General features: G+C 34.3%; 16 protein-coding genes. 9 read left to right on the forward strand and 7 right to left on the reverse strand.

The genetic code is table 11. The features are described 5' to 3' along the window. Positions 1–31: 31 nt before the first annotated feature. A complete protein-coding gene (locus GQR97_RS07765) occupies positions 32–1,228 on the reverse strand; it encodes a Pycsar system effector family protein (RefSeq protein ID WP_158847151.1) in 1,197 nt (398 codons plus the stop codon). Positions 1,229–1,438: 210 nt separating this feature from the next. Here GQR97_RS07765 and msrB point away from each other — a divergent pair, with 210 nt between their 5' ends. The 7 genes from msrB to GQR97_RS07800 all read left to right on the forward strand — a co-directional run bounded on the left by msrB (position 1,439) and on the right by GQR97_RS07800 (position 10,676). After that, on the forward strand, positions 1,439–1,885 hold the full coding sequence (msrB, locus tag GQR97_RS07770; protein WP_158847153.1) for a peptide-methionine (R)-S-oxide reductase MsrB: 447 nt from the start codon (positions 1,439–1,441) through the stop codon (positions 1,883–1,885). 52 nt (positions 1,886–1,937) lie between these two features. Then, positions 1,938–2,480: a peptide-methionine (S)-S-oxide reductase MsrA gene (gene msrA, locus GQR97_RS07775; RefSeq protein WP_158847155.1), complete on the forward strand. Its 543-nt coding sequence runs from the start codon at positions 1,938–1,940 to the stop codon at positions 2,478–2,480. Between the two features lie 64 nt (positions 2,481–2,544). Next, positions 2,545–4,107: a protein adenylyltransferase SelO gene (locus GQR97_RS07780; RefSeq protein WP_158847157.1), complete on the forward strand. Its 1,563-nt coding sequence runs from the start codon at positions 2,545–2,547 to the stop codon at positions 4,105–4,107. A gap of 20 nt (positions 4,108–4,127) precedes the next feature. Next, positions 4,128–5,072 (forward strand): aldo/keto reductase, encoded by a 945-nt coding sequence (locus GQR97_RS07785; RefSeq protein ID WP_158847159.1) that lies wholly within the window; start codon positions 4,128–4,130, stop codon positions 5,070–5,072. Between the two features lie 5 nt (positions 5,073–5,077). Next, positions 5,078–5,572 carry a peptide-methionine (S)-S-oxide reductase gene (locus GQR97_RS07790; protein WP_158847162.1) on the forward strand — a complete coding sequence of 165 codons (495 nt, stop codon included), beginning with the start codon at positions 5,078–5,080 and terminating at the stop codon, positions 5,570–5,572. Positions 5,573–5,612: 40 nt separating this feature from the next. After that, on the forward strand, positions 5,613–6,836 hold the full coding sequence (locus tag GQR97_RS07795; protein ID WP_158847164.1) for a bifunctional alpha/beta hydrolase/OsmC family protein: 1,224 nt from the start codon (positions 5,613–5,615) through the stop codon (positions 6,834–6,836). A 135-nt stretch (positions 6,837–6,971) separates the two neighbouring features. After that, complete coding sequence (locus GQR97_RS07800) at positions 6,972–10,676, forward strand: metallophosphoesterase (protein WP_158847166.1); 3,705 nt, start codon at positions 6,972–6,974, stop codon at positions 10,674–10,676. Between the two features lie 3 nt (positions 10,677–10,679). Here GQR97_RS07800 and GQR97_RS07805 read toward each other — a convergent pair whose 3' ends face one another. Further along, positions 10,680–11,525 carry a hypothetical protein gene (locus GQR97_RS07805; RefSeq protein WP_233267625.1) on the reverse strand — a complete coding sequence of 282 codons (846 nt, stop codon included), beginning with the start codon at positions 11,523–11,525 and terminating at the stop codon, positions 10,680–10,682. A gap of 47 nt (positions 11,526–11,572) precedes the next feature. Between GQR97_RS07805 and GQR97_RS07810 the strand changes: the two genes are divergently transcribed. Next, positions 11,573–12,787, forward strand: a complete 1,215-nt coding sequence (locus tag GQR97_RS07810) for an NAD(P)/FAD-dependent oxidoreductase (RefSeq protein WP_158847168.1) — start codon at positions 11,573–11,575, stop codon at positions 12,785–12,787. 6 nt (positions 12,788–12,793) lie between these two features. Here the strand turns inward: GQR97_RS07810 and GQR97_RS07815 are convergent, their stop codons facing one another. The 4 genes from GQR97_RS07815 to gcvP form a co-directional block, all read right to left on the reverse strand. Continuing rightward, positions 12,794–13,642 carry a glycosyltransferase family 2 protein gene (locus GQR97_RS07815; protein WP_158847170.1) on the reverse strand — a complete coding sequence of 283 codons (849 nt, stop codon included), beginning with the start codon at positions 13,640–13,642 and terminating at the stop codon, positions 12,794–12,796. A 59-nt stretch (positions 13,643–13,701) separates the two neighbouring features. Beyond that, positions 13,702–14,223, reverse strand: coding sequence for a methyltransferase (locus GQR97_RS07820; RefSeq protein WP_158847172.1), 522 nt, complete (start codon positions 14,221–14,223; stop codon positions 13,702–13,704). Between the two features lie 2 nt (positions 14,224–14,225). Beyond that, complete coding sequence (locus GQR97_RS07825) at positions 14,226–15,284, reverse strand: 3-oxoacyl-ACP synthase III family protein (RefSeq protein ID WP_158847174.1); 1,059 nt, start codon at positions 15,282–15,284, stop codon at positions 14,226–14,228. 255 nt (positions 15,285–15,539) lie between these two features. Then, positions 15,540–18,389: an aminomethyl-transferring glycine dehydrogenase gene (gcvP, locus tag GQR97_RS07830; protein ID WP_158847176.1), complete on the reverse strand. Its 2,850-nt coding sequence runs from the start codon at positions 18,387–18,389 to the stop codon at positions 15,540–15,542. Positions 18,390–18,510: 121 nt separating this feature from the next. Here gcvP and GQR97_RS07835 point away from each other — a divergent pair, with 121 nt between their 5' ends. After that, complete coding sequence (locus tag GQR97_RS07835; RefSeq protein WP_158847178.1) at positions 18,511–19,344, forward strand: hypothetical protein; 834 nt, start codon at positions 18,511–18,513, stop codon at positions 19,342–19,344. On the opposite strand, the gene GQR97_RS07840 is transcribed toward GQR97_RS07835, so the two are convergent. Next, complete coding sequence (locus GQR97_RS07840; RefSeq protein ID WP_233267626.1) at positions 19,341–19,604, reverse strand: hypothetical protein; 264 nt, start codon at positions 19,602–19,604, stop codon at positions 19,341–19,343. The genes GQR97_RS07835 and GQR97_RS07840 overlap by 4 nt on opposite strands. Between the last annotated feature and the right edge of the window lie 2 nt (positions 19,605–19,606).

Here is a 19,606-nt window from a genome sequence, read left to right on the forward strand (position 1 = left end):
TTGTTTTACTTGAATGTGTTAAAGAAATGGACTACACTAGTATTCCTGCGGAGTAAAATGAAATAATAAAGGCTATAACACTAACAATAATACCAACCATAAACACACTATATGTAAGTCTAAGTATTTTGTATTTTTTATCTAAAACCAATCCCAAAAAGTATAAATCTTTTTTCATTGAAGAATATAGATAATCACGATCTTGCATCATCTCTCCCATGGCCCATTCAAAATCCTGAAGACTCATTTTATGGAAATTTCCGAAGAATAATAAATTTACTTTTTTATTGGCAACATCTTCTTTTGTGAACTTTCCTCTGGTAACATTTGGTCGTGTTGCCATAATCGATAAAATAATGGAAGCTACTGTAAATAGTATAAAAATGATTGTTGGCGCAATTAAATAGTCGTTGGAAGGTTTATCGAGTTTAGATGCTAAATTTGATAACACTAACGATACTATAATCGCATTTACAGATAGTAAGATATTGGCTTTGGTATCGGCTATATTACTTAAGGTAATATGGTTTTTTAAGGTAACACGAAACATGGTTTCAATGCCGCGTTCTGGTAATTCTATTTTTTCTTTTTTAAATTTTAACTCTGCTTTTTTCTGAGTTAGTTTACTTTTATTTAGGTCAATTTTTTTCTTACTACTTAATAAGTTTGAAAGATTTTTACCCTTCCGTTTTTCCCAACTTGACGATGCTTCGCTGGTGAAAAAGCGATGTTTTTCTGATAAAAAAGTAATGTTTTCTTCTAGCCATTCACTTTCAGATAGCTTGCGGTTACAGGTAAGCTCCCATTCTTTTCTAAGTAATTCAGAAATATCGGCATAATTTTTACTACCAACATGAGAACAGTCGGCATCTTTTATTATTTTTTCTGATAACGTACTTGGAACAACTCCTATTTTTGTTGCTGCAATAATATTGGAGATTGTAATAATATCTTCATTACTACATTTTTGAGCTTTAAGGAACTCTTTTGCTATTAATACACTAGCTTCTTCATGGTTTTCTGTACCTTTTGTATAGCCAGTATCATGAAACCATGCGGCGATTATTAGTAATTCCTTTTGTTTGTCATCAATTTTTGCGAGTTTGGCCAATTTCGTAGCTTTGTCTACAACAAGTTGCGTATGCGCAATGTTATGGTAGGTAAACTCTGTGTTCAACTTTTCGTTGAGAAGATTAATAACAAATTTTTCAGCTTTAGCTATAAGCATATGTAAAACGTGTAAAAAGATTATTTAGTAAAAGTACGAAACTTTAAAAGATCAAAATATAATTACTATAGTAACGCTATTATTTGTCGTAAATTTAGTGAATACTTTCATCTTAAAGTGATGTGTGGAAATAGTAAGGTTTTTGACTAATTTTCGACTACATTTTAGTGTGAAAGCATAGTTTAATTAAACAAAAGAAAGGAATAGAATATGCTAACTTGGAAAGATATTATTAGTTTTTCGGTAAACGGAAACCCAACACCAGATAAGCGTGTTGAAAAAACGGAAACCGAATGGAAAGCTCAATTAACACCTGAGCAATTTAGAGTAACACGATTAAAAGGTACCGAGAGTCCACATAGTGGAGCGCTTTGTACAGCTCACGATGCTGGTAAATATAGTTGTGTGTGTTGTGATACACCTCTTTTTGATTCTACTATAAAGTTTAGTTCAGGAACAGGATGGCCGAGTTTTACACAACCTATAAAAGAAAACGCTATTAAATACGAGCGAGATACCACTTATGGTATGGTTCGCGTTGAGGTTATGTGTAATACTTGCGATGCGCACTTAGGGCATATATTTCCCGATGGGCCAGAGCCTAGTGGTTTACGTTATTGCGTAAACTCGGAGTCTATGCAATTAGAAAAAGCATAATTAAAACAAAATACCTGTTTAGTTTTTGGCTAAGCAGGTTTAAATAAAAAAAATGCAAAATAAAAATATACAATTAGCCACTTTTGGTGGAGGCTGCTTTTGGTGTACAGAAGCTGTTTTTCAAGAGGTGATAGGTGTCGAGAAAGTCGTTTCTGGTTATGCTGGCGGTAATGTGCCTGGGCATCCTACATATCGAGAAATTTGTTCTGGTTTAACAGGGCATGCCGAGGTGATTCAGTTGACTTTTAATGCTGATGAGATTTCATATGTCGATTTGTTAGCCATTTTCATGACCACTCACGATCCTACAACTTTAAACAGGCAAGGTGCCGATAAAGGTACGCAGTATCGTTCGGTGATTTATTATCATAACAACGAGCAAAAGGAACTGGCCGAATTGGTTTTAAAGGAAATGAAACCTTATTTTGATAACCCGATAGTTACCGAATTATCAGAGTTGCCTAAATTTTTTGAAGCTGAAAAGGAACATCAGAATTATTATAGAGATAATGAAACACAAGGGTATTGCAGTTTTGTAATTACTCCTAAATTGGCTAAATTAAGAAGTCTACACGCCGATAAATTAAAAAAATAATGCCTTTTCAGTACACACTGAAGAAAAATATAGATTCTATATTAAGCATTAAAATGAGCACACCATGAAACTGAATATAAAAGATACGTTTACTGAACAATTACCTGCCGACCCGAAGTTAGAAAACACAAGACGACAGGTGGAAAACGCATGCTTTTCGTTTGTAACACCAAAACAAACAGCAAAGCCAGAATTGTTACATGTATCTCCCGAAATGCTTGATAGTTTAGGGTTAACAGATACGGATGCTAAAAGCGATACGTTTTTAAAAGTAATAACAGGTAACGAAGTCTACCTAAACACAAAGCCTTTTGCTATGTGCTATGGTGGGCATCAATTTGGTAATTGGGCAGGTCAATTAGGTGATGGCCGTGCTATTAATTTATTTGAAGTAGAACACAATAATAAACATTGGGCCGTACAATTAAAAGGGTCTGGCGAAACTCCATATTCTAGAACTGCCGATGGTTTAGCAGTGCTAAGATCTTCTGTTCGGGAGTATTTGTGTAGCGAAGCCATGTTTCATTTAGAGGTTCCAACTACGCGAGCATTGTCTTTAGCGTTATCTGGCGATCAGGTTATGCGAGATATGCTTTATGATGGTAATCCGGCTTACGAAAAAGGAGCTATTGTTTCTCGTGTTGCGCCTAGTTTTTTACGCTTCGGAAGTTTTCAAATATTAGCTGCTAGAGGCGATACTGAAACTTTAAAGACACTTACAGATTATACCATCTCTAACTTTTTTCCTGAGTTAGGTAAACCTTCAAAAGAAACTTATATCGAATTTTTTAATGAGGTTGCACAACGGACCTTAAAAATGATTGTAGATTGGCAACGTGTTGGTTTTGTACATGGCGTAATGAATACCGATAATATGTCTATCCTTGGTTTAACCATAGATTACGGGCCTTACGGTTGGTTAGAAGATTTTAGTTATGGCTGGACACCAAACACTACGGATAGCCAACATAAAAGATATCGTTACGGAAATCAACCCAACATGGGACTTTGGAATTTATACCAACTCGCTAATGCGGTTTATCTTCTAATTGAAGATGTAGAGCCGTTGCAAGCTATTCTCGATAGATATCAAACTGGTTTTGATGAACAATCTTTTGCCATGATGCGCAATAAATTAGGATTTGAAAATGAGGATGAAAATGATAAAATTTTAATTCAGCAATTAGAAGAAAATCTTCATTTAACAGAAACGGATATGACGATTTTCTTCAGAAGTTTAAGTAACTTTTCAGAAGAAAATCCTTCCGAAGGCATTTCAATAGTGAAAGATGCTTTTTATAATTTAAATGAAGTTGAAGGTGCTATTGAAACCAAATGGCAGACTTGGTTTGATGCTTATGCCAAACGTTTAAAAGGTGAAACGGTTTCTTCCGAAGAAAGAAAAGTTAAAATGAATGCTGTAAATCCGAAGTATGTTTTACGAAATTATATGTCGCAGCTAGCTATAGATGATGCAGATAAAGGCAATTATAAATTAATAGATGAATTATTCAATCTTCTAAAAAAACCATACGCAGAACAACCGGAAAACGAAAAATGGTTTGCTAAAAGGCCGGAATGGGCGCGCCATAAAGCAGGTTGTTCTATGTTGTCTTGTAGTTCATAATATAATTAAAACAAAAGTAAATGCAATTAGGTTTAGGAACAGCGGCTTTAGGACGGCCACAATATATTAATGTGCGTCAAGATGCTACAAACACGTCTGATCTAGAAGTTTTTAAAAAAGACAGTTTTTCTGTTTTAGAAGAAGCTTATCAATCGGGTGTTCGGTATTTTGATACCGCACCAGGTTATGGTTTAGCAGAGCAGTTACTTATAGATTGGTTGGCTACTAAAAATGATGATACTATAAAAGTAGCCACGAAATGGGGTTATACATACACGGCTAACTTTAATCCCGATGCTAAAATTCATGAAGTAAAGGAGCATAGTTTAGAAAAACTACAAGAACAATGGCAGGTTTCTAAACAATTACTACCATATTTAAAAGTGTATCAAATTCATTCGGCAACGCTAGAAACTGGTGTTTTGGAAAATGAAGATGTTTTAAAATATTTGGCTTTTTTAAAAAACACGCATCATATCAAAATGGGGATAAGCACAACAGGAGCTAACCAAGTTGAGGTTATCAAAAAAGCTCTGGATGTAAAAGTAGATGGCGAGAATTTGTTTGATGTTTTTCAAGTAACTTATAATTTGCTGGATCAAAGTTTAAAAGAAGTATCTAGCCTTTTATTGAAAGAGAACAAAACTGTTGTTATTAAAGAAGCTTTGGCTAACGGGCGCATTTTTAGAAATGAAAATTATCCAAATTATAATACGATGTATACGGCTTTAGAGCGTTTGGCAAATGTTCATCATGTTGGAGTAGATGCTATTTGTTTACAGTATGCTGCGCAAACTATTCCTGGGAGCACGGTTTTAAGTGGAGCAAGCAATAGAGAACAAATACAAGAGAATTTAAAAATGAATGGGTTTGTTTTATCTCAATTAGAATTAGAGGAACTTTCCAGTTTTAAGGTAGACTCTACTCAATATTGGGCAGAGCGCAAAGCCTTACAATGGAACTAGTTTAAATGGATACACATGCAAAAATAGCTTTAGGAGGTGGCTGCCATTGGTGTACCGAGGCTGTTTTTCAGGCTTTAAAAGGTGTTGTAAAAGTTGAACAAGGTTATGTGGCTTCTGTAGATGCAAATACCTCTTTTTCCGAAGCTGTAATCATTCATTTTAATGAAGACGTTATAGCGTTACCTGTGTTGATAGAAATTCATTTATATACACACAAAAGTACAAGCAATCACTCGATGCGCGATAAGTACCGATCGGCTATTTATTACTTTTCCGAAGTACAAGAAAAGGAAGCTATTGATGTTTTAAATAATGTTAAAAAGACTTTTGAAGAGGAGGTTATAACTGAAGTTTTACCCTTTTCGGAATTTAAAGCGTCGCGCGAGGCTATTCAAAATTATTATAAAAAGAATCCTGAAAAACCGTTTTGTAAACAATTTATTAATCCTAAATTAGAACTACTGGTTAACAAGTTTTCAAAATACTTAAATAAAAATTAAGGAGTTTGATTTTCAAACGACTGATATTCAAAATAAATTCATGAAAAGTACTAAACTAAAAATTCAGAATAAAAAAGGTTTGGCATTGCAAGCGCAGTTAGAGTTGCCTGCAAACCAAAAACCGAATCGTTACGCTATTTTTGCTCACTGTTTTACTTGCACGAGTTCATTAAGTGCGGTAAAAAACATTAGTAGAGCTTTAACTAATTATGGTTTTGGAGTCCTTCGTTTTGATTTTACGGGTTTAGGAAGAAGTGAAGGTGAGTTTGCCGATAGTCACTTTTCTGCAAACGTAGAAGATTTAATAGCGGTAAGTGAATTTATGGCAGCTAATTATCAGGCGCCATCTTTATTAGTGGGGCATTCGTTAGGTGGAGCAGCGGTGCTTTCTGCAGCAGCTAAATTAGATAATATAAAAGCTGTGGCTACTATTGGGGCGCCATCTACGGTAGGGCATGTTACTCATTTATTTTCTCATGGTTTAGACAATGTTAAAGAAAAAGGTGAAGTTGAAGTAAATATTGGAGGGCGACCTTTTAAAATTGATAATGAATTTGTTGAAGATTTTGGTAAAACCGATTTGCCTTCAGTAGTGGAGAATTTACGTAAACCACTCTTAATAATGCATTCACCAACAGATGGCGTTGTTGGAATTAAGAATGCAGAAGAGCTTTACCATAAAGCGAAACACCCAAAAAGTTTTGTGACTTTAGATGATGCCGACCATTTACTAACAAATTCTAGAGATAGTAATTACGCTGGAAATGTTATCGGTACTTGGGTTCAACGTTATTTTGAACTTCAAGAAAACGTGATGTTGGAAACAAATGGAGATCAACTTGTTGGGCATTTAAACTTGGTTGAAGATAATTTTACAACAACCATACAATCTAAAAACCATAGCCTAATTGCCGATGAGCCTGCTTCTGTTGGTGGGGATAATTTTGGACCATCACCTTACGAGTATTTAAATGCTGGTTTAATTGCTTGTACGGCGATGACATTAAAAATGTATGCCGAACGTAAAAAATGGGATCTGCAAGAGGTTTTTGTTTACGTTACGCATTCTAAAAAACATAGTGACGACTTAGGTTTAGAGCAAGAAAAACCTGGGTATTTGGACCATATCACTAAAAAAATAAAGTTAATTGGTGATTTAGATGAAAAGCAAAAGGCACGATTAAAAGAAATTTCGTCGCGTTGCCCAGTTCATAAAACTTTGGCTGGTGGTGTTGTTTTTAATACCATGTTAATCGAAGATTAAGTACTTATAGAAAACATAAACCTATATCAATTATTACACTTTTAATTACAATTAAGTAAAAGAGGTTTTCTTAAGCAATATCAAGAAGATTTTCTTTGTAATCAATTATTTTTGCAGAAATTAATATCATTAGTTATGACTAAAACTTTACGCTACATTACATTATACCTCATAGTGTTTTTTATTAATGCTTGCGCAACTTATAAAACTCAAATTAATGATGTTAGCGATGCTAAATTTCCTAATAAGGAAATTAGTTATTCATTTTACTTAATAGGAGATGCCGGAAATTCGCCAATAGGTTCTGAGTCCGCTGGATTAAGAGCATTTAGAGAAGAAATTAATAAAGCTCCCGAACAAAGTACAGTATTCTTTTTGGGCGATAATATTTACCCTAAAGGATTACCAAAAAAAGGAGATAAAGGTCGTGAATTTGCTGAGTATCAATTAAAAATTCAAACGGAAGCCGTTAAAGATTTTAAGGGTGAAACTATTTTTATTCCTGGAAATCACGATTGGTATAGTAACGGATTAAAAGGTTTAAAGCGTCAAGAAAAGTACGTGGAAGATGCCTTAGGAAAAAATACGTTTTTACCAGAAGATGGCTGCCCTATTGAAAAAGTAGAGATTTCAGATGAGATTGAAATGATTATTATTGATACCGAATGGTATTTGGCTAATTGGGATAAGCACCCTACAATAAATGATGATTGCGAAATAAAAACACGATCTCGATTTTTTGAAGAGTTAGAAAGTTTAATAAAAAAGGCTCGCGGAAAATCGACTATAATTGCCATGCATCACCCTATGTTTACTAATGGTTTGCATGGAGGCGAGTACGATTTTAAATCGCACATGAAACCTTTACCGGTTTTAGGAACTTTAAAAAATGTATTACGCGAAACTACAGGTGTATCTCCAGAAGATCTTCAAAACAAAAAATATAACGAGTTACAAAAACGCGTAGTAACCTTAGCGCAAGAGAATGATAAGGTAATTTTAGTGTCCGGTCATGAGCATAATTTACAGTATTTCGAAAAGTATAATTTAGCTCAAATTGTAAGTGGAGCAGGCTCTAAATCTACTCCAACACATAATGTAGCAGATGCGTTTTCGGCTAGTGTTCCTGGTTATGCGAGGTTAGATATTTTTAAAGATGGATCGTCGTTTGTTAGATTTTATTCAGCTGAAGAAAATAGAGTTATTTTTCAAACTGAAGTTCATGGTCCTGATAAAAAACTAGACGAGTCTGCCTTCGAAGATTCATTTGTAAAAACTAAAAAAGCATCGATTTACAGTGCTGAAGAGGTAGATAAAAGTGGTTTTCATAAAGTCATTTGGGGCGATCGTTATCGTGAGTTTTATGGTACAAAAGTAGAAGCACCTGTGGTAAACTTAGATACTATGTTTGGTGGATTAACACCTTCTAGAAAAGGAGGCGGACATCAATCTAAATCACTTCAGTTAAAAGATAAAACTGGGAAACGCTACGTTATGCGAGCGCTTAGAAAAAGTGCTACGGTTTATTTACAAGCCATGGCTTTTAAAGATCAATATATCGCTGATGAGTTTGAAGATACGGTAACCGAGAGTGTTCTTTTAGATTTTTACACAGGTTCGCATCCTTATGCGCCTTTTGTAACAGGGACATTGTCTGATGCTATTAATTTATTTCATACCAATCCAACTATTTATTATGTGCCTAAGCAAAAAGCTTTAATAGGTTTTAATGATGATTTTGGTGATGAGTTATATATGATTGAAGAGCATGTATCCGACGGTCATGGCGATGTTGCAAGTTTTGGTTTTTCGAATAAAATTGAAAGTACCGATGATTTAATGAAAAAACTTCGAAAGGACGAAAAGTATAAAGTAGATGAAGAATCGTATTTAAGAGCACGTTTGTTCGATATGGTTATTGGCGATTGGGATAGGCATAGAGATCAATGGCGTTGGGCAGAATTTGAAAATGAAGAAACAGGTGAGGTCATTTATAAACCTATTCCGAGAGATCGTGATCAAGCATTTTCTATAATGGGAGATGGCGCATTAATGCAAGTTGCCACCAGAATTATTCCTTCATTAAAATTAATGGAAGGTTTTAATGATGATATCCGAAATGTAAAAGGTTTCAACTTTAGTCCGTATTCTTTAGATATGACTTTCTTAAACCAAACAAGTAAAGCACAATGGGAATCTCAAATTAAATTTATTCAAAGTAATTTAACAGAAGCTGTTATTGATGATGCTTTTACTCATTTCCCAAAGGAAGTTCAAGGAGACGCTGTTAAAGAAATGAAAAGAGTACTACTAGAGCGCATTAAAAATTTATCAACTTTTGGAGTAGAATACTATAAGTTGCTTAATGAGTATGCTGTAGTAACAGGTACCGATAAAGATGATTTATTCGAAATTGAAAGGTTGCCTAATGGAGAAACAAGATTGATTGCTAGTAGAATAAAAAATGGAGACAAGGGTATTGTGTTTTTTGATAAAACCTACTCCAAAGACGATACTAAAGAAATTTGGATTTATGGTTTAGATGATGAAGATGAATTTCATGCTTTTGGAGATGGTGATCACTTAATTAAAGTACGTTTAATTGGTGGGCAAAACAACGATTCCTATAATATAGAAAACGGAAAAAAAGTTGTTTTTTACGATTATAAATCTAAGAAAAACACCATTGTTGTTAATAATGGTAGAGATAAATTAACCGATGATTATGATACTAATGTATACGATTTCGCTAAACTTAAAACAAGCACCAATCAATTTATACCTGTTTTAGGAGCTAATCCAGATGATGGTTTTAAAATTGGCTTTTTAAATACGCTAACCAATTATGGTTTTGAGAGTAATCCGTTTAGTTCTCAACATACTTTTGGTGCATCATATTATTTTGCAACGAGTGGTTTCGATTTAGAATATACAGGCGAGTTTTCTAACGTAATAGGAAAATGGAATTTAGGTTTAAACGCTAAGGTTACAAGTCCAAATTATGCTATCAATTTCTTTGGTTTTGGAAATAGCACACCAAATTTAAATGTAGATAATGAGGACGTGTATAGTTTAGATTATAACCGTGTAAAGTATAGTACGTTATCTTTTGCGCCGTCTTTAAACTGGCGAGGTAAAATGGGAGGTCACTTTAAAGTAAGTTTAAGTTACGAGGCTATAGAAGTAGAAGAATCTACAGATAGATTTATTAATACATTTTATGTAGAAAATGGAGATGATAACCATAAACAATTTGCAGGTTTAGAAGCCTTGTATACTTTTCAGAATAAAGATAATGAGGCTTTTCCAACTATGGGTATGCAAACAAGTTTACAGGTGGGTTATAAAACAAATTTAGAGGCTTCCAGAGGTTTTGGGTATTTAATACCAGGACTTGGTTTCGATTATAAATTAATCCCTAGTGGGCAATTGGTTTTAGCGACTCAAGTTAAAGCGCATCTTATTTTTGGTGATGATTTTGAATTTTATCAAGCAGCAAGTTTAGGTGGAGATAATGGATTAAGAGGTTACAGGAATGAAAGATTCTCTGGTAAAAATGCATTCTATCAAAGTACAGATTTACGCTTAAATCTAACAAAACTTCGTACAGGCTTATTACCTATGAATATTGGGGTTTACGGAGGTTTTGATTACGGTCGTGTATGGATTGATAATAATTTAGCTTTAGAAAATAATGCCGCCTTTAATTCTAATAGATGGAACACCTCTGTTGGTGGTGGTGTGTTTGCTAATGCTGCCGATATTATGACGTTAAATTTATCGGCCTTTAATAGTGACGATGGTTTACGTTTTGCTTTTAAAGTTGGTTTTGGTTTCTAAGTATTAATTTAAGCTAAATTCATAGAGGTTACCGTCGCTTCCGTGTGCTTTTTCATCGGTAATGTATAGCGTGTTATTGTCTTTAAAGCAAATGCTCTCTTTTTGAGATACGCGACCGTCAAGCGGGATTTCTTTGGACGTTCCGTTAAAAAAATCGTCGCCTTTAAAGTCTGTAAATATCCATATTGATTTCGGACTTAATAACACGATAGATTTTCCGTCGTTACTAATATCTGCCGATGTTATCCAGCAATCAATATCGCTGCAAGTATTAAATGTTCCTAAAAGTTCAGCAACATGTTTTCCTTTTTTAGCAGGGACTTTATAGAGGGAGGTTTTTCCAAAATCGTTTTTCACACGGCTTTTAGTAAATAGGTAAAAGTTGTTGTTATGGAAGAAAAAAGCTTCGCAATCAAAATATAAGTTTTTGTTTTTAGGAGGAAATTTTTCTTGGTTAGGATAAGAGAACGAAATACGATCGATATCAACTTTTCCTTTATCATTCAGTGTCGATTTTTTAACTTTTAAAATAGCTAAATTTTCACGTTTACTATCGTTGTTTCCAAAGTCACCAATGTAAAGATTGCCTTCTTCATCTGAAGTTAAATCTTCCCAATCGTGATTTTTAGCATCTATTTTTATTTCTTCTTTAATATTTCCTTTAGCTGAAACGCCGTAAAGTTTTGAGGAATTACCGCCGTCGTTAAGCATCCAAATATAGTCTGAGTTAACCGTGGTTTCTGCTCCAGAAACTTCATCTAAAGATTTTGGCAATTCCGCTAGAAATTTAATATTCTTGTTTTGGCAACCTGCACTAAGAATTAATAATGATATTATAAGTTTGTTCATCTGAGCTTTAAAATTTAAATGGTAAATTTACTGAGTTTTTTAAACTTATGAAGGAATACAATGTTATAATTATTGGCGGAGGCGCTGCGGGTTTTTTTAGTGCTATTAATATTGCGGAACAAAATCCCGATTTAAAAGTTGCTGTTTTAGAGCGTGGTAGCGAAGTGCTAACCAAGGTTAAGGTTTCTGGTGGCGGACGCTGTAATGTGACGCATGCTGAGTTTATGCCGCAGGAATTAGTGAAAAACTATCCGCGTGGCGAAAAAGAATTACGAGGGCCTTTTCATCAATTTATGACGGGAGATACCATTGAGTGGTTTGAAAACAGAGGTGTACCTCTTAAAATTGAAGATGATGGGCGTATGTTTCCAGAAAGTAATTCTTCGCAAACCATAATTGATTGTTTTTTGGGTGAAGCTGAAAAATATGGTGTTGAGGTTTTAAAGAATCATGCTGTAAAATCTATTAAACACTTAGATTCTCAATATCAAATAGAAACAACTCAAGGTGGTTTTTCAGCTGAAAAAATTGTTGTTGCAACAGGAAGTAATCCGAAAATTTGGAAACTTTTAGAAAGTCTAGGTCATACGGTTGCACAGCCTGTGCCGTCGCTGTTTACGTTTAATATTAAAGACGAACGTATTGCAGATATCCCTGGTGTTGTGGCTTTAAACGTTGAGGTAATCGTTGTAGATACTGATTTATGGAGTGAAGGTCCGTTGCTTATTACGCATTGGGGTATGAGTGCGCCTGCAATTTTAAAGTTGTCGGCCTTTGGGGCTATAGAATTAGCCAAAAGAGATTATAAGTTTGCTATTGAAGTTAATTTTATTCGTCAGGATTTTGAAACCTGTATGAATGCTTTAAAAGTCTTAAAACTCGATTTAGCTAAAAAAACCGTGTTTAAATCTACACAGTTTGATTTACCAAAACGCCTTTGGCATAAATTAGTTTTAGCATCTCAAATGACTGAAGATACCCGTTGGGCAGATTTAAATAAAATGCAATTAGAAGCTTTGGCTGGTCAACTTACTGCAGCTACGTTTCATGTAGATGGAAAAAGTACTTTTAAGGAAGAATTTGTAACGGCAGGTGGTGTAAATTTAAAAGAGGTTAACTTTAAAAATTTTGAAAGTAAAAAACACGAAAACCTTTATTTCGCTGGCGAAGTTTTAAATATTGATGCTGTAACCGGAGGGTTTAATTTCCAGAATGCTTGGACGAGTGGTTTTATTGTGGCTAAGGCAATTACTGGTTATTAGTTGTTTTTATTTGAACTTATTAAGGATACCTTTCCATCGTAAATCACGAATAAATACACCTTCTTTTTTAGAAACCAAAGGTTCTATGTTTTCTCTTTTGGCTTTAAAATACCCGGCCATATAGTCTTTGAATAAACTGAAACTTCCTTTTTTATAGGCAAGTTTTATTGCTGAAATTAAAGTGATAGAGAAACCATAACGCATTTTGTACATGGCTTCGCCTTGTAGATATTTTGAAGCTTTGTTATAACTAATTCCTGTGGGTTTTAGGTGTTTTACATGAAGGGATTCATCAGTTAAAAGTTCCCAGCCGTAATATTTTGCAAGCAACTCATCGACGGTGTCCCAACCCATAGATGGTTTTAGTTTTCCTATTTGTAAGAAGCAAGATTTTCGATAAGCTTTTAAAGCGCCACGAATATGATCTTTATTAGTTAAGTTTTCTAAAACCCAATCGTTGTTTTTTTCTATGTAGCAAAAACCGGCTGCCATACCTAGTTTGGTATTCGCTTTAAAATGATTAGAAATTTGTTCTAAATAGTTCTCAGGAAAAATTAAATCGGCATCAAATTTACAAATGATATCGTAATCTTCATCTAAAACTTCAAAACCTTTATAAAAAGCATTTATAATTTTCGAGCCTGGTAAATGTGCTTCGGAAGATTGATTGTTTATTAAAGTGATAAACGGATACTTTTCCGCGTAAGCGCTAACAATGTTTTCTGTGTTATCGGTTGAGTTATCATTAACAATCACCACGCGTTTTGGTAAAAGGGTTTGCTTTACCAAAGATTCTAAAGTGAGTCCGATAGAACTTTCTTCGTTGTGCGCTGGGATTATTATGTGGATGTTCAACCGTTTAAATTTTAAGATTCAAAGTTAAACTTATTTATTCCGATTTATAATGGAATAGCCTAAATTCTTTCAGCATAAACAATATAATAACGCGCTGTAAAATGTCTTAAAATGGGACGAATTCCTAATTTTTTAGGAGGGTTCGTCCATTTTTTACGATCTATAATTTTCCAGCCGGCTTTCTCTAAAAGCCAATCGAATTGCCAATCTTCAAACTCATGATAATGACGATCTAGCATATCTGTTTTGCTTCTATATGCTGAAGAAAACCATAATTTAAGAGGTACACTGGCTACTAGTTTATCGCCTTTAATAGCTTTTAAAACTGTATAAGGTGAAAGTAAATGTTCAAAAATCTCGAAGGCTGTAACAACTTCTGCATTTGCGTTTTTTATGGTTGAAGTATCTTCATCTAAATCTTCACCTTTTGTGTTTTCTACTATAAAACCATGGTCTTTCATGATTTTTGTAAACGGATTTACAACACCTAAATCTAAAACGGTTTCAGAGTTTGAAACATGTTTTTTTAAGAATTCAATGGTGTGTTTGAATCGTTTATTAGGAAAACTATTTTCGTACATTTTTAGTGTTTATAGGCAATAGCATTAATATTCATGCCGGCACCAACACTTGCGAAAATGATAATATCCCCTTTATTAATCTCTTGATTCTCTAGTTCTCCTTTTAAAATGATATCTAACAAAGTGGGGATTGTAGCAACGCTAGAGTTTCCTAATTTGCCGATAGACATTGGCATAATACCTTTAGGCATTTCTAAATTATAAAGTTTATAGAAGCGTTTTACAATAGCCTCATCCATTTTTTCGTTTGCCTGATGTATCAATATTTTTTTCACATCCTTTATATCTACTCCGATTTCATCGATACAAGATTTCATGGCTAGAGGCACATTTGTTAATGCGAATTCGTATATCTTACGACCATACATTTTAATATAACGGCGATCTTCTTTTACCGTTGGATTATTGGTTTCCCCGAAATAAATGTAATGTGCTTCGTCTAAAGCGTAAGTAGCCGATTTGTGATTAAGGATTCCGCCTTCTTTATCTGTAGATTCAACAACTACTGCTCCAGCTCCATCAGCATAAATCATAGAATCGCGATCGTGTGGGTCTAAAATACGTGATAATGTTTCAGCTCCAATAACGAGACATTTTTTTGCTATTCCAGCTTTAATAAAAGCATTGGCTTGTATTACGCCTTGTATCCAGCCTGGACATCCAAAAAGGAGGTCGTAAGCAACGCAACTTGGGTTTTTAATACGTAATAAATGTTTAACACGCGATGCCATACTTGGCACGGTATCACTCTGGATACTATCATGGCGTACATCGCCATAATTATGGGCTACTATAATATAATCTAAATCTTCTCGATCAATTTTAGCGTTTTCAATAGCTTTTTCGGCTGCAAAAGATGCTAAATCAGATGTGTTTAAGTGATTTTTAGCATAACGACGTTCATCAATGCCAGTAATGGCCTTAAATTTTCTAACAATTACTTCATTAGGCGCGTTTATAACTGTGCCGTCGCTATTTAAAAATTGGTTACTGTGAAAATTTTCATTTTTTTCAACATTGTCAGGAATATAACTTCCTGTTCCGGTGATTTTAATATTCATATGTACTACTTCTTAATTTAAAAGGACTGCAATTGGAGTCCTCTTTACCTCTACATTTCTTTAAAAGAATACCGTAGTTAAGGCTAGGCTATTTTTTTAAAACTTTATATAACCAAAAACATCGATTAATTTTAAGCTCATTCAATTAAGAAAAAGGATGTAAAATTGCCGATATGGTTAATGTGCCGGCAATATAGAATCTTCTTAAAAATTGGCGAAATGCTTTTATTTTATTTTACGATGTTCAAGGCTTGTTTATGCTTCCATGTAAGCCTCAATTGGTGTACATGAACACACTAAATTTCGATCTCCATAAGCATCATCAACACGTCGAACACTTGGCCAAAATTTGTTTTCTCTAACGTAATCTAGCGGAAAAGCTGCTGTTTCACGAGAATAAGGGAAAACCCATTCGTCTGCTGTAATCATATCAAGCGTATGTGGTGCGTTTTTTAAAACGTTATTATCATCTTCTTTAGATACACTGTCTATTTCTGTTTTTATTGAAATTAAAGCATCACAAAAACGATCAATTTCAGCTTTACTTTCACTTTCTGTTGGTTCAATCATTAATGTTCCTGCAACAGGAAAAGAAACGGTTGGAGCATGAAAACCATAATCCATTAAACGTTTTGCTATATCGGTAACTTCGATGCCGTTAGCTTTAAAAGGACGGCAATCTACAATCATTTCGTGAGCTGCACGTCCGCGTTCTCCAGAATAAAGCGTATCGAAACTACCCTGTAGGCGTTGTTTTATGTAATTGGCGTTTAAAATGGCGATTTTAGTTGATTCGGTTAAACCTTCTGCTCCTAACATTTTAATGTAACCATAAGAAATTAAACAAGCTAAAGCTGAACCAAAAGGTGCGGCAGAAATTGCTGTAATTGCTTTTTTTCCTCCTGTTTTAATAACAGGGTTTCCTGGTAAAAAAGGAACGAGTTGTTTGGCTACGCAAATTGGACCAACACCAGGACCACCACCACCATGAGGAATTGCGAAGGTTTTATGTAGGTTTAGGTGACAAACATCGGCTCCAATATTTCCTGGATTTGTTAACCCAACTTGAGCGTTCATATTCGCACCATCCATATAAACCTGTCCGCCGTTATCGTGAATAATTTGTGTAATTTCTTTAATAGCCGACTCATAAACCCCGTGTGTAGATGGGTAAGTAACCATTAAACATGCTAAATTATCTTTATGTAGTTCTGCTTTTTCACGCAAATCATCAACATCAATATTACCTTCTGCGGTAGATTTTGTAACCACCACTTTCATACCGGCCATAACAGCACTTGCGGGATTTGTTCCGTGTGCGGAAGATGGGATTAAACAAATATTTCTATGATGATCTTTACGAGATTCGTGATACGCTTTTATTACCATTAAACCAGCAAACTCACCTTGAGCTCCAGAGTTTGGTTGTAATGATGTTGCTGCAAAACCAGTAATTTCGGTAAGTTGGTCTTCTAGTTTTTTGATAACTGTTAAATATCCTTTAGCCTGTTTAGCAGGAACAAAAGGGTGGATGTTTGCCCATTTAAAAATACTTAACGGTAACATTTCCGATGCAGCATTAAGTTTCATGGTACAAGATCCTAAAGAAATCATAGAGTGATTTAACGATAAATCCTTACGTTCTAGTAATTTTATGTAACGCATCAATTCGGTTTCTGAATGATGGGAATTAAAAATAGCATTCGTTAAGAAATCCGATTGACGTTGAATAGTCTCTTCAATATTATTAAAAGCTTCAATAGCAGAAATTGTAATTGTTTTTTTATCGGCTGCTTTAGCAAAAACGGAAATTAAATAATTAATATCTCTAATTGATGTGGTTTCATTTATTGAAATAGTCACCGTTTTTTTATCAGGATAATAAAAATTCACCTTTTTTTCGGTAGCTACTTTCTTGATTTTTTTAGCTTTTGTTTTTATTTGAAGCGTATCAAAATAAGAAGAGTTTACTTGTTTGTATCCTAATTTCTCTAATGCATTAGCTAAAGTTACCGTTTTGTTGTGCACTTTATTAGCAATATGCTTTAAGCCTTTTGGACCGTGATAAACAGCATACATACTGGCCATAACAGCAAGTAGTACTTGTGCTGTACAGATGTTTGATGTTGCTCTGTCTCGCTTAATATGCTGCTCGCGTGTTTGTAATGCCATTCGTAAGGCACGATTACCGTTAGCATCTTTGGTAACACCAATAATACGACCTGGAAGATCACGTTTGTAAGCTTCTTTTGTAGCAAAGTAAGCGGCATGAGGACCTCCGTAGCCCATTGGGATTCCAAAACGTTGTGTAGTTCCAAGAACTACATCTGCTCCAAATTTACCTGGTGCTTCTAGTTTTACTAAGCTTAGAATATCGGCAGCAACTGCAACTTTTATTCTGTTGCTATTAGCTTTTGAAATGAATGATTTTATATCGGTAATTTGTCCGTCTTTGCCAGGGTACTGTAAAATAGCACCGAAAAATTCTTCAGAAAAATTAAACTCTTCTTCTTTTCCAACAACTAATTCTATACCAATAGGGTTTGATCTTGTTTTTAGTAAAGACAGTGTTTGTGGCAATATGTTTTCAGAAACAAAAAATTTATTGATTCCTGCTTTTTTCTGATCACGCTCTCTAACAGCAAACAATAGACTCATTGCTTCAGCTGCAGCAGTACTTTCGTCAAGTAACGATGCATTTGCAATTTCCATTCCGGTTAAATCGATAACCATGGTTTGGAAATTTAAAAGAGCTTCTAGTCTACCTTGTGCAATTTCTGCTTGGTAAGGGGTGTAAGCTGTGTACCAACCCGGGTTTTCTAAGATGTTACGTTGGATAACCGCAGGTAAAATAGTTGGATGGTAGCCTAAACCAATATATGTTGTGTAGGCTTTATTTTTTTTCGATAACTCATGGATATGCAATAAATACTCATGCTCCGTCATCGGTTGATCCAAATCAAGGTCTTTTTTTAATCGAATATCATTTGGTACGGTTTCGTATATGAGTTGGTCTAAAGAATCGACACCAATTGTTGTTAACATTTTATTTTGATCGTCTGCACGAGGACCAATATGACGCAAAGCGAAAGCGTTTGTATTCATTATAGTTACGATTTGTTATAGATTTCGCAAAAATAAATAATAATTGATATTTTTTATGGAAGAAACGGGAAAGTTTTTAACCATTTAAAAGTGTTATCAACAGTTTGTTTATTTTTACAGCATGAAGCTAGTAAAACAACTTTTAAATTTTTATTTGAATAGCAGTATTCACGTGGCCTTATCGGTATATGCTTTAACTTATATAACACTTTTGGAGTTTGGTTTTTCTTATGAGGAAAATGTGCTAAATTTTGTTTTTTACGCGTCGGTTACCGGATATAATTTTGTAAAGTATTTTGGAGTAGCCAAATTTCACCATCGCCGCTTGGCGAATTGGTTAAAAGCGATTCAAGTTTTTTCGTTTTTCGCTTTTATTTTGATGTGTTATTATGGGTTACAACTAAGCTTAATGACGCTAATGTGTATTGCAGGATTTGGGGTGGTTACTTTTTTATATGCTATTCCATTTTTACCAAAAGAATTGTTTTTAGATCAGCAGAATAATTTACGAAGTATTGGTGGTCTTAAAATTTACCTCATTGGCTTAGTTTGGATGGGTGTAACCGTATGTCTTCCTATAATAGAAAATGAATATGCTGTGGGTACCGATGTAATTATAACGGCTTTGCAACGCTATGTTTATGTACTCGTTTTAATGTTGCCTTTTGAAATTCGTGATTTGCAATACGATAGTTTGAAGTTATCTACCGTGCCACAAAAAATTGGAGTAAAGGGAACCAAGTTAATGGGTGTTATATTACTGTTTGTTTTTTTTGTATTAGAATTTTTTAAAGATGAAACTCACCAAATAAAAATATTAGTACTGCTTATGTTGTCAATCCTTACAGGAGTATTGGTGTTGCTGTCTAGTAAAAAGCAAAATGTTTACTATGCTTCATTTTGGGTGGAAGCTTTACCTATTTTATGGCTTATTTTAATGCTTTTATTTGCTTAGCTAGTTTGTTCTGTTATCGCTTTATCTAAATCTTTTTTCATCTTTTCTTTACATTGCAGATCTAAACATTCTAAGTTAGATTTGTCGATAGTTTTTGTTAGCTCTGCGTTGTTTTTAGAATAGCATCTACAAGCTTTACAGTAAGTTAAATGCAAGTTAAGTTTTATTTTCTCCCATAAAGAAGCTTCTTTATATTGGGCTTTGTCGCATACCAGATTTGCTTCGTCGCAAGGCATGAATATGTTTATTTTTTTACTCATAA

This window comes from Algibacter sp. L1A34, from assembly GCF_009796805.1.
GTDB lineage: Bacteria > Bacteroidota > Bacteroidia > Flavobacteriales > Flavobacteriaceae > Algibacter.

Bases quoted from the DNA above. Each gene is read 5' to 3' on its own strand.
- GQR97_RS07840 (WP_233267626.1), bottom strand. From the start codon at position 19,604: ATGAGTAAAAAAATAAACATATTCATGCCTTGCGACGAAGCAAATCTG.
- GQR97_RS07800 (WP_158847166.1), top strand. From the start codon at position 6,972: ATGACTAAAACTTTACGCTACATTACATTATACCTCATAGTGTTTTTT.
- GQR97_RS07785 (WP_158847159.1), top strand. From the start codon at position 4,128: ATGCAATTAGGTTTAGGAACAGCGGCTTTAGGACGGCCACAATATATT.
- GQR97_RS07835 (WP_158847178.1), top strand. From the start codon at position 18,511: ATGAAGCTAGTAAAACAACTTTTAAATTTTTATTTGAATAGCAGTATT.
- GQR97_RS07805 (WP_233267625.1), bottom strand. From the start codon at position 11,525: ATGAACAAACTTATAATATCATTATTAATTCTTAGTGCAGGTTGCCAA.
- GQR97_RS07820 (WP_158847172.1), bottom strand. From the start codon at position 14,223: ATGTACGAAAATAGTTTTCCTAATAAACGATTCAAACACACCATTGAA.
- msrB (WP_158847153.1), top strand. From the start codon at position 1,439: ATGCTAACTTGGAAAGATATTATTAGTTTTTCGGTAAACGGAAACCCA.
- gcvP (WP_158847176.1), bottom strand. From the start codon at position 18,389: ATGAATACAAACGCTTTCGCTTTGCGTCATATTGGTCCTCGTGCAGAC.
- GQR97_RS07810 (WP_158847168.1), top strand. From the start codon at position 11,573: ATGAAGGAATACAATGTTATAATTATTGGCGGAGGCGCTGCGGGTTTT.
- GQR97_RS07825 (WP_158847174.1), bottom strand. From the start codon at position 15,284: ATGAATATTAAAATCACCGGAACAGGAAGTTATATTCCTGACAATGTT.
- GQR97_RS07795 (WP_158847164.1), top strand. From the start codon at position 5,613: ATGAAAAGTACTAAACTAAAAATTCAGAATAAAAAAGGTTTGGCATTG.
- GQR97_RS07765 (WP_158847151.1), bottom strand. From the start codon at position 1,228: ATGCTTATAGCTAAAGCTGAAAAATTTGTTATTAATCTTCTCAACGAA.
- msrA (WP_158847155.1), top strand. From the start codon at position 1,938: ATGCAAAATAAAAATATACAATTAGCCACTTTTGGTGGAGGCTGCTTT.
- GQR97_RS07790 (WP_158847162.1), top strand. From the start codon at position 5,078: ATGGATACACATGCAAAAATAGCTTTAGGAGGTGGCTGCCATTGGTGT.
- GQR97_RS07780 (WP_158847157.1), top strand. From the start codon at position 2,545: ATGAAACTGAATATAAAAGATACGTTTACTGAACAATTACCTGCCGAC.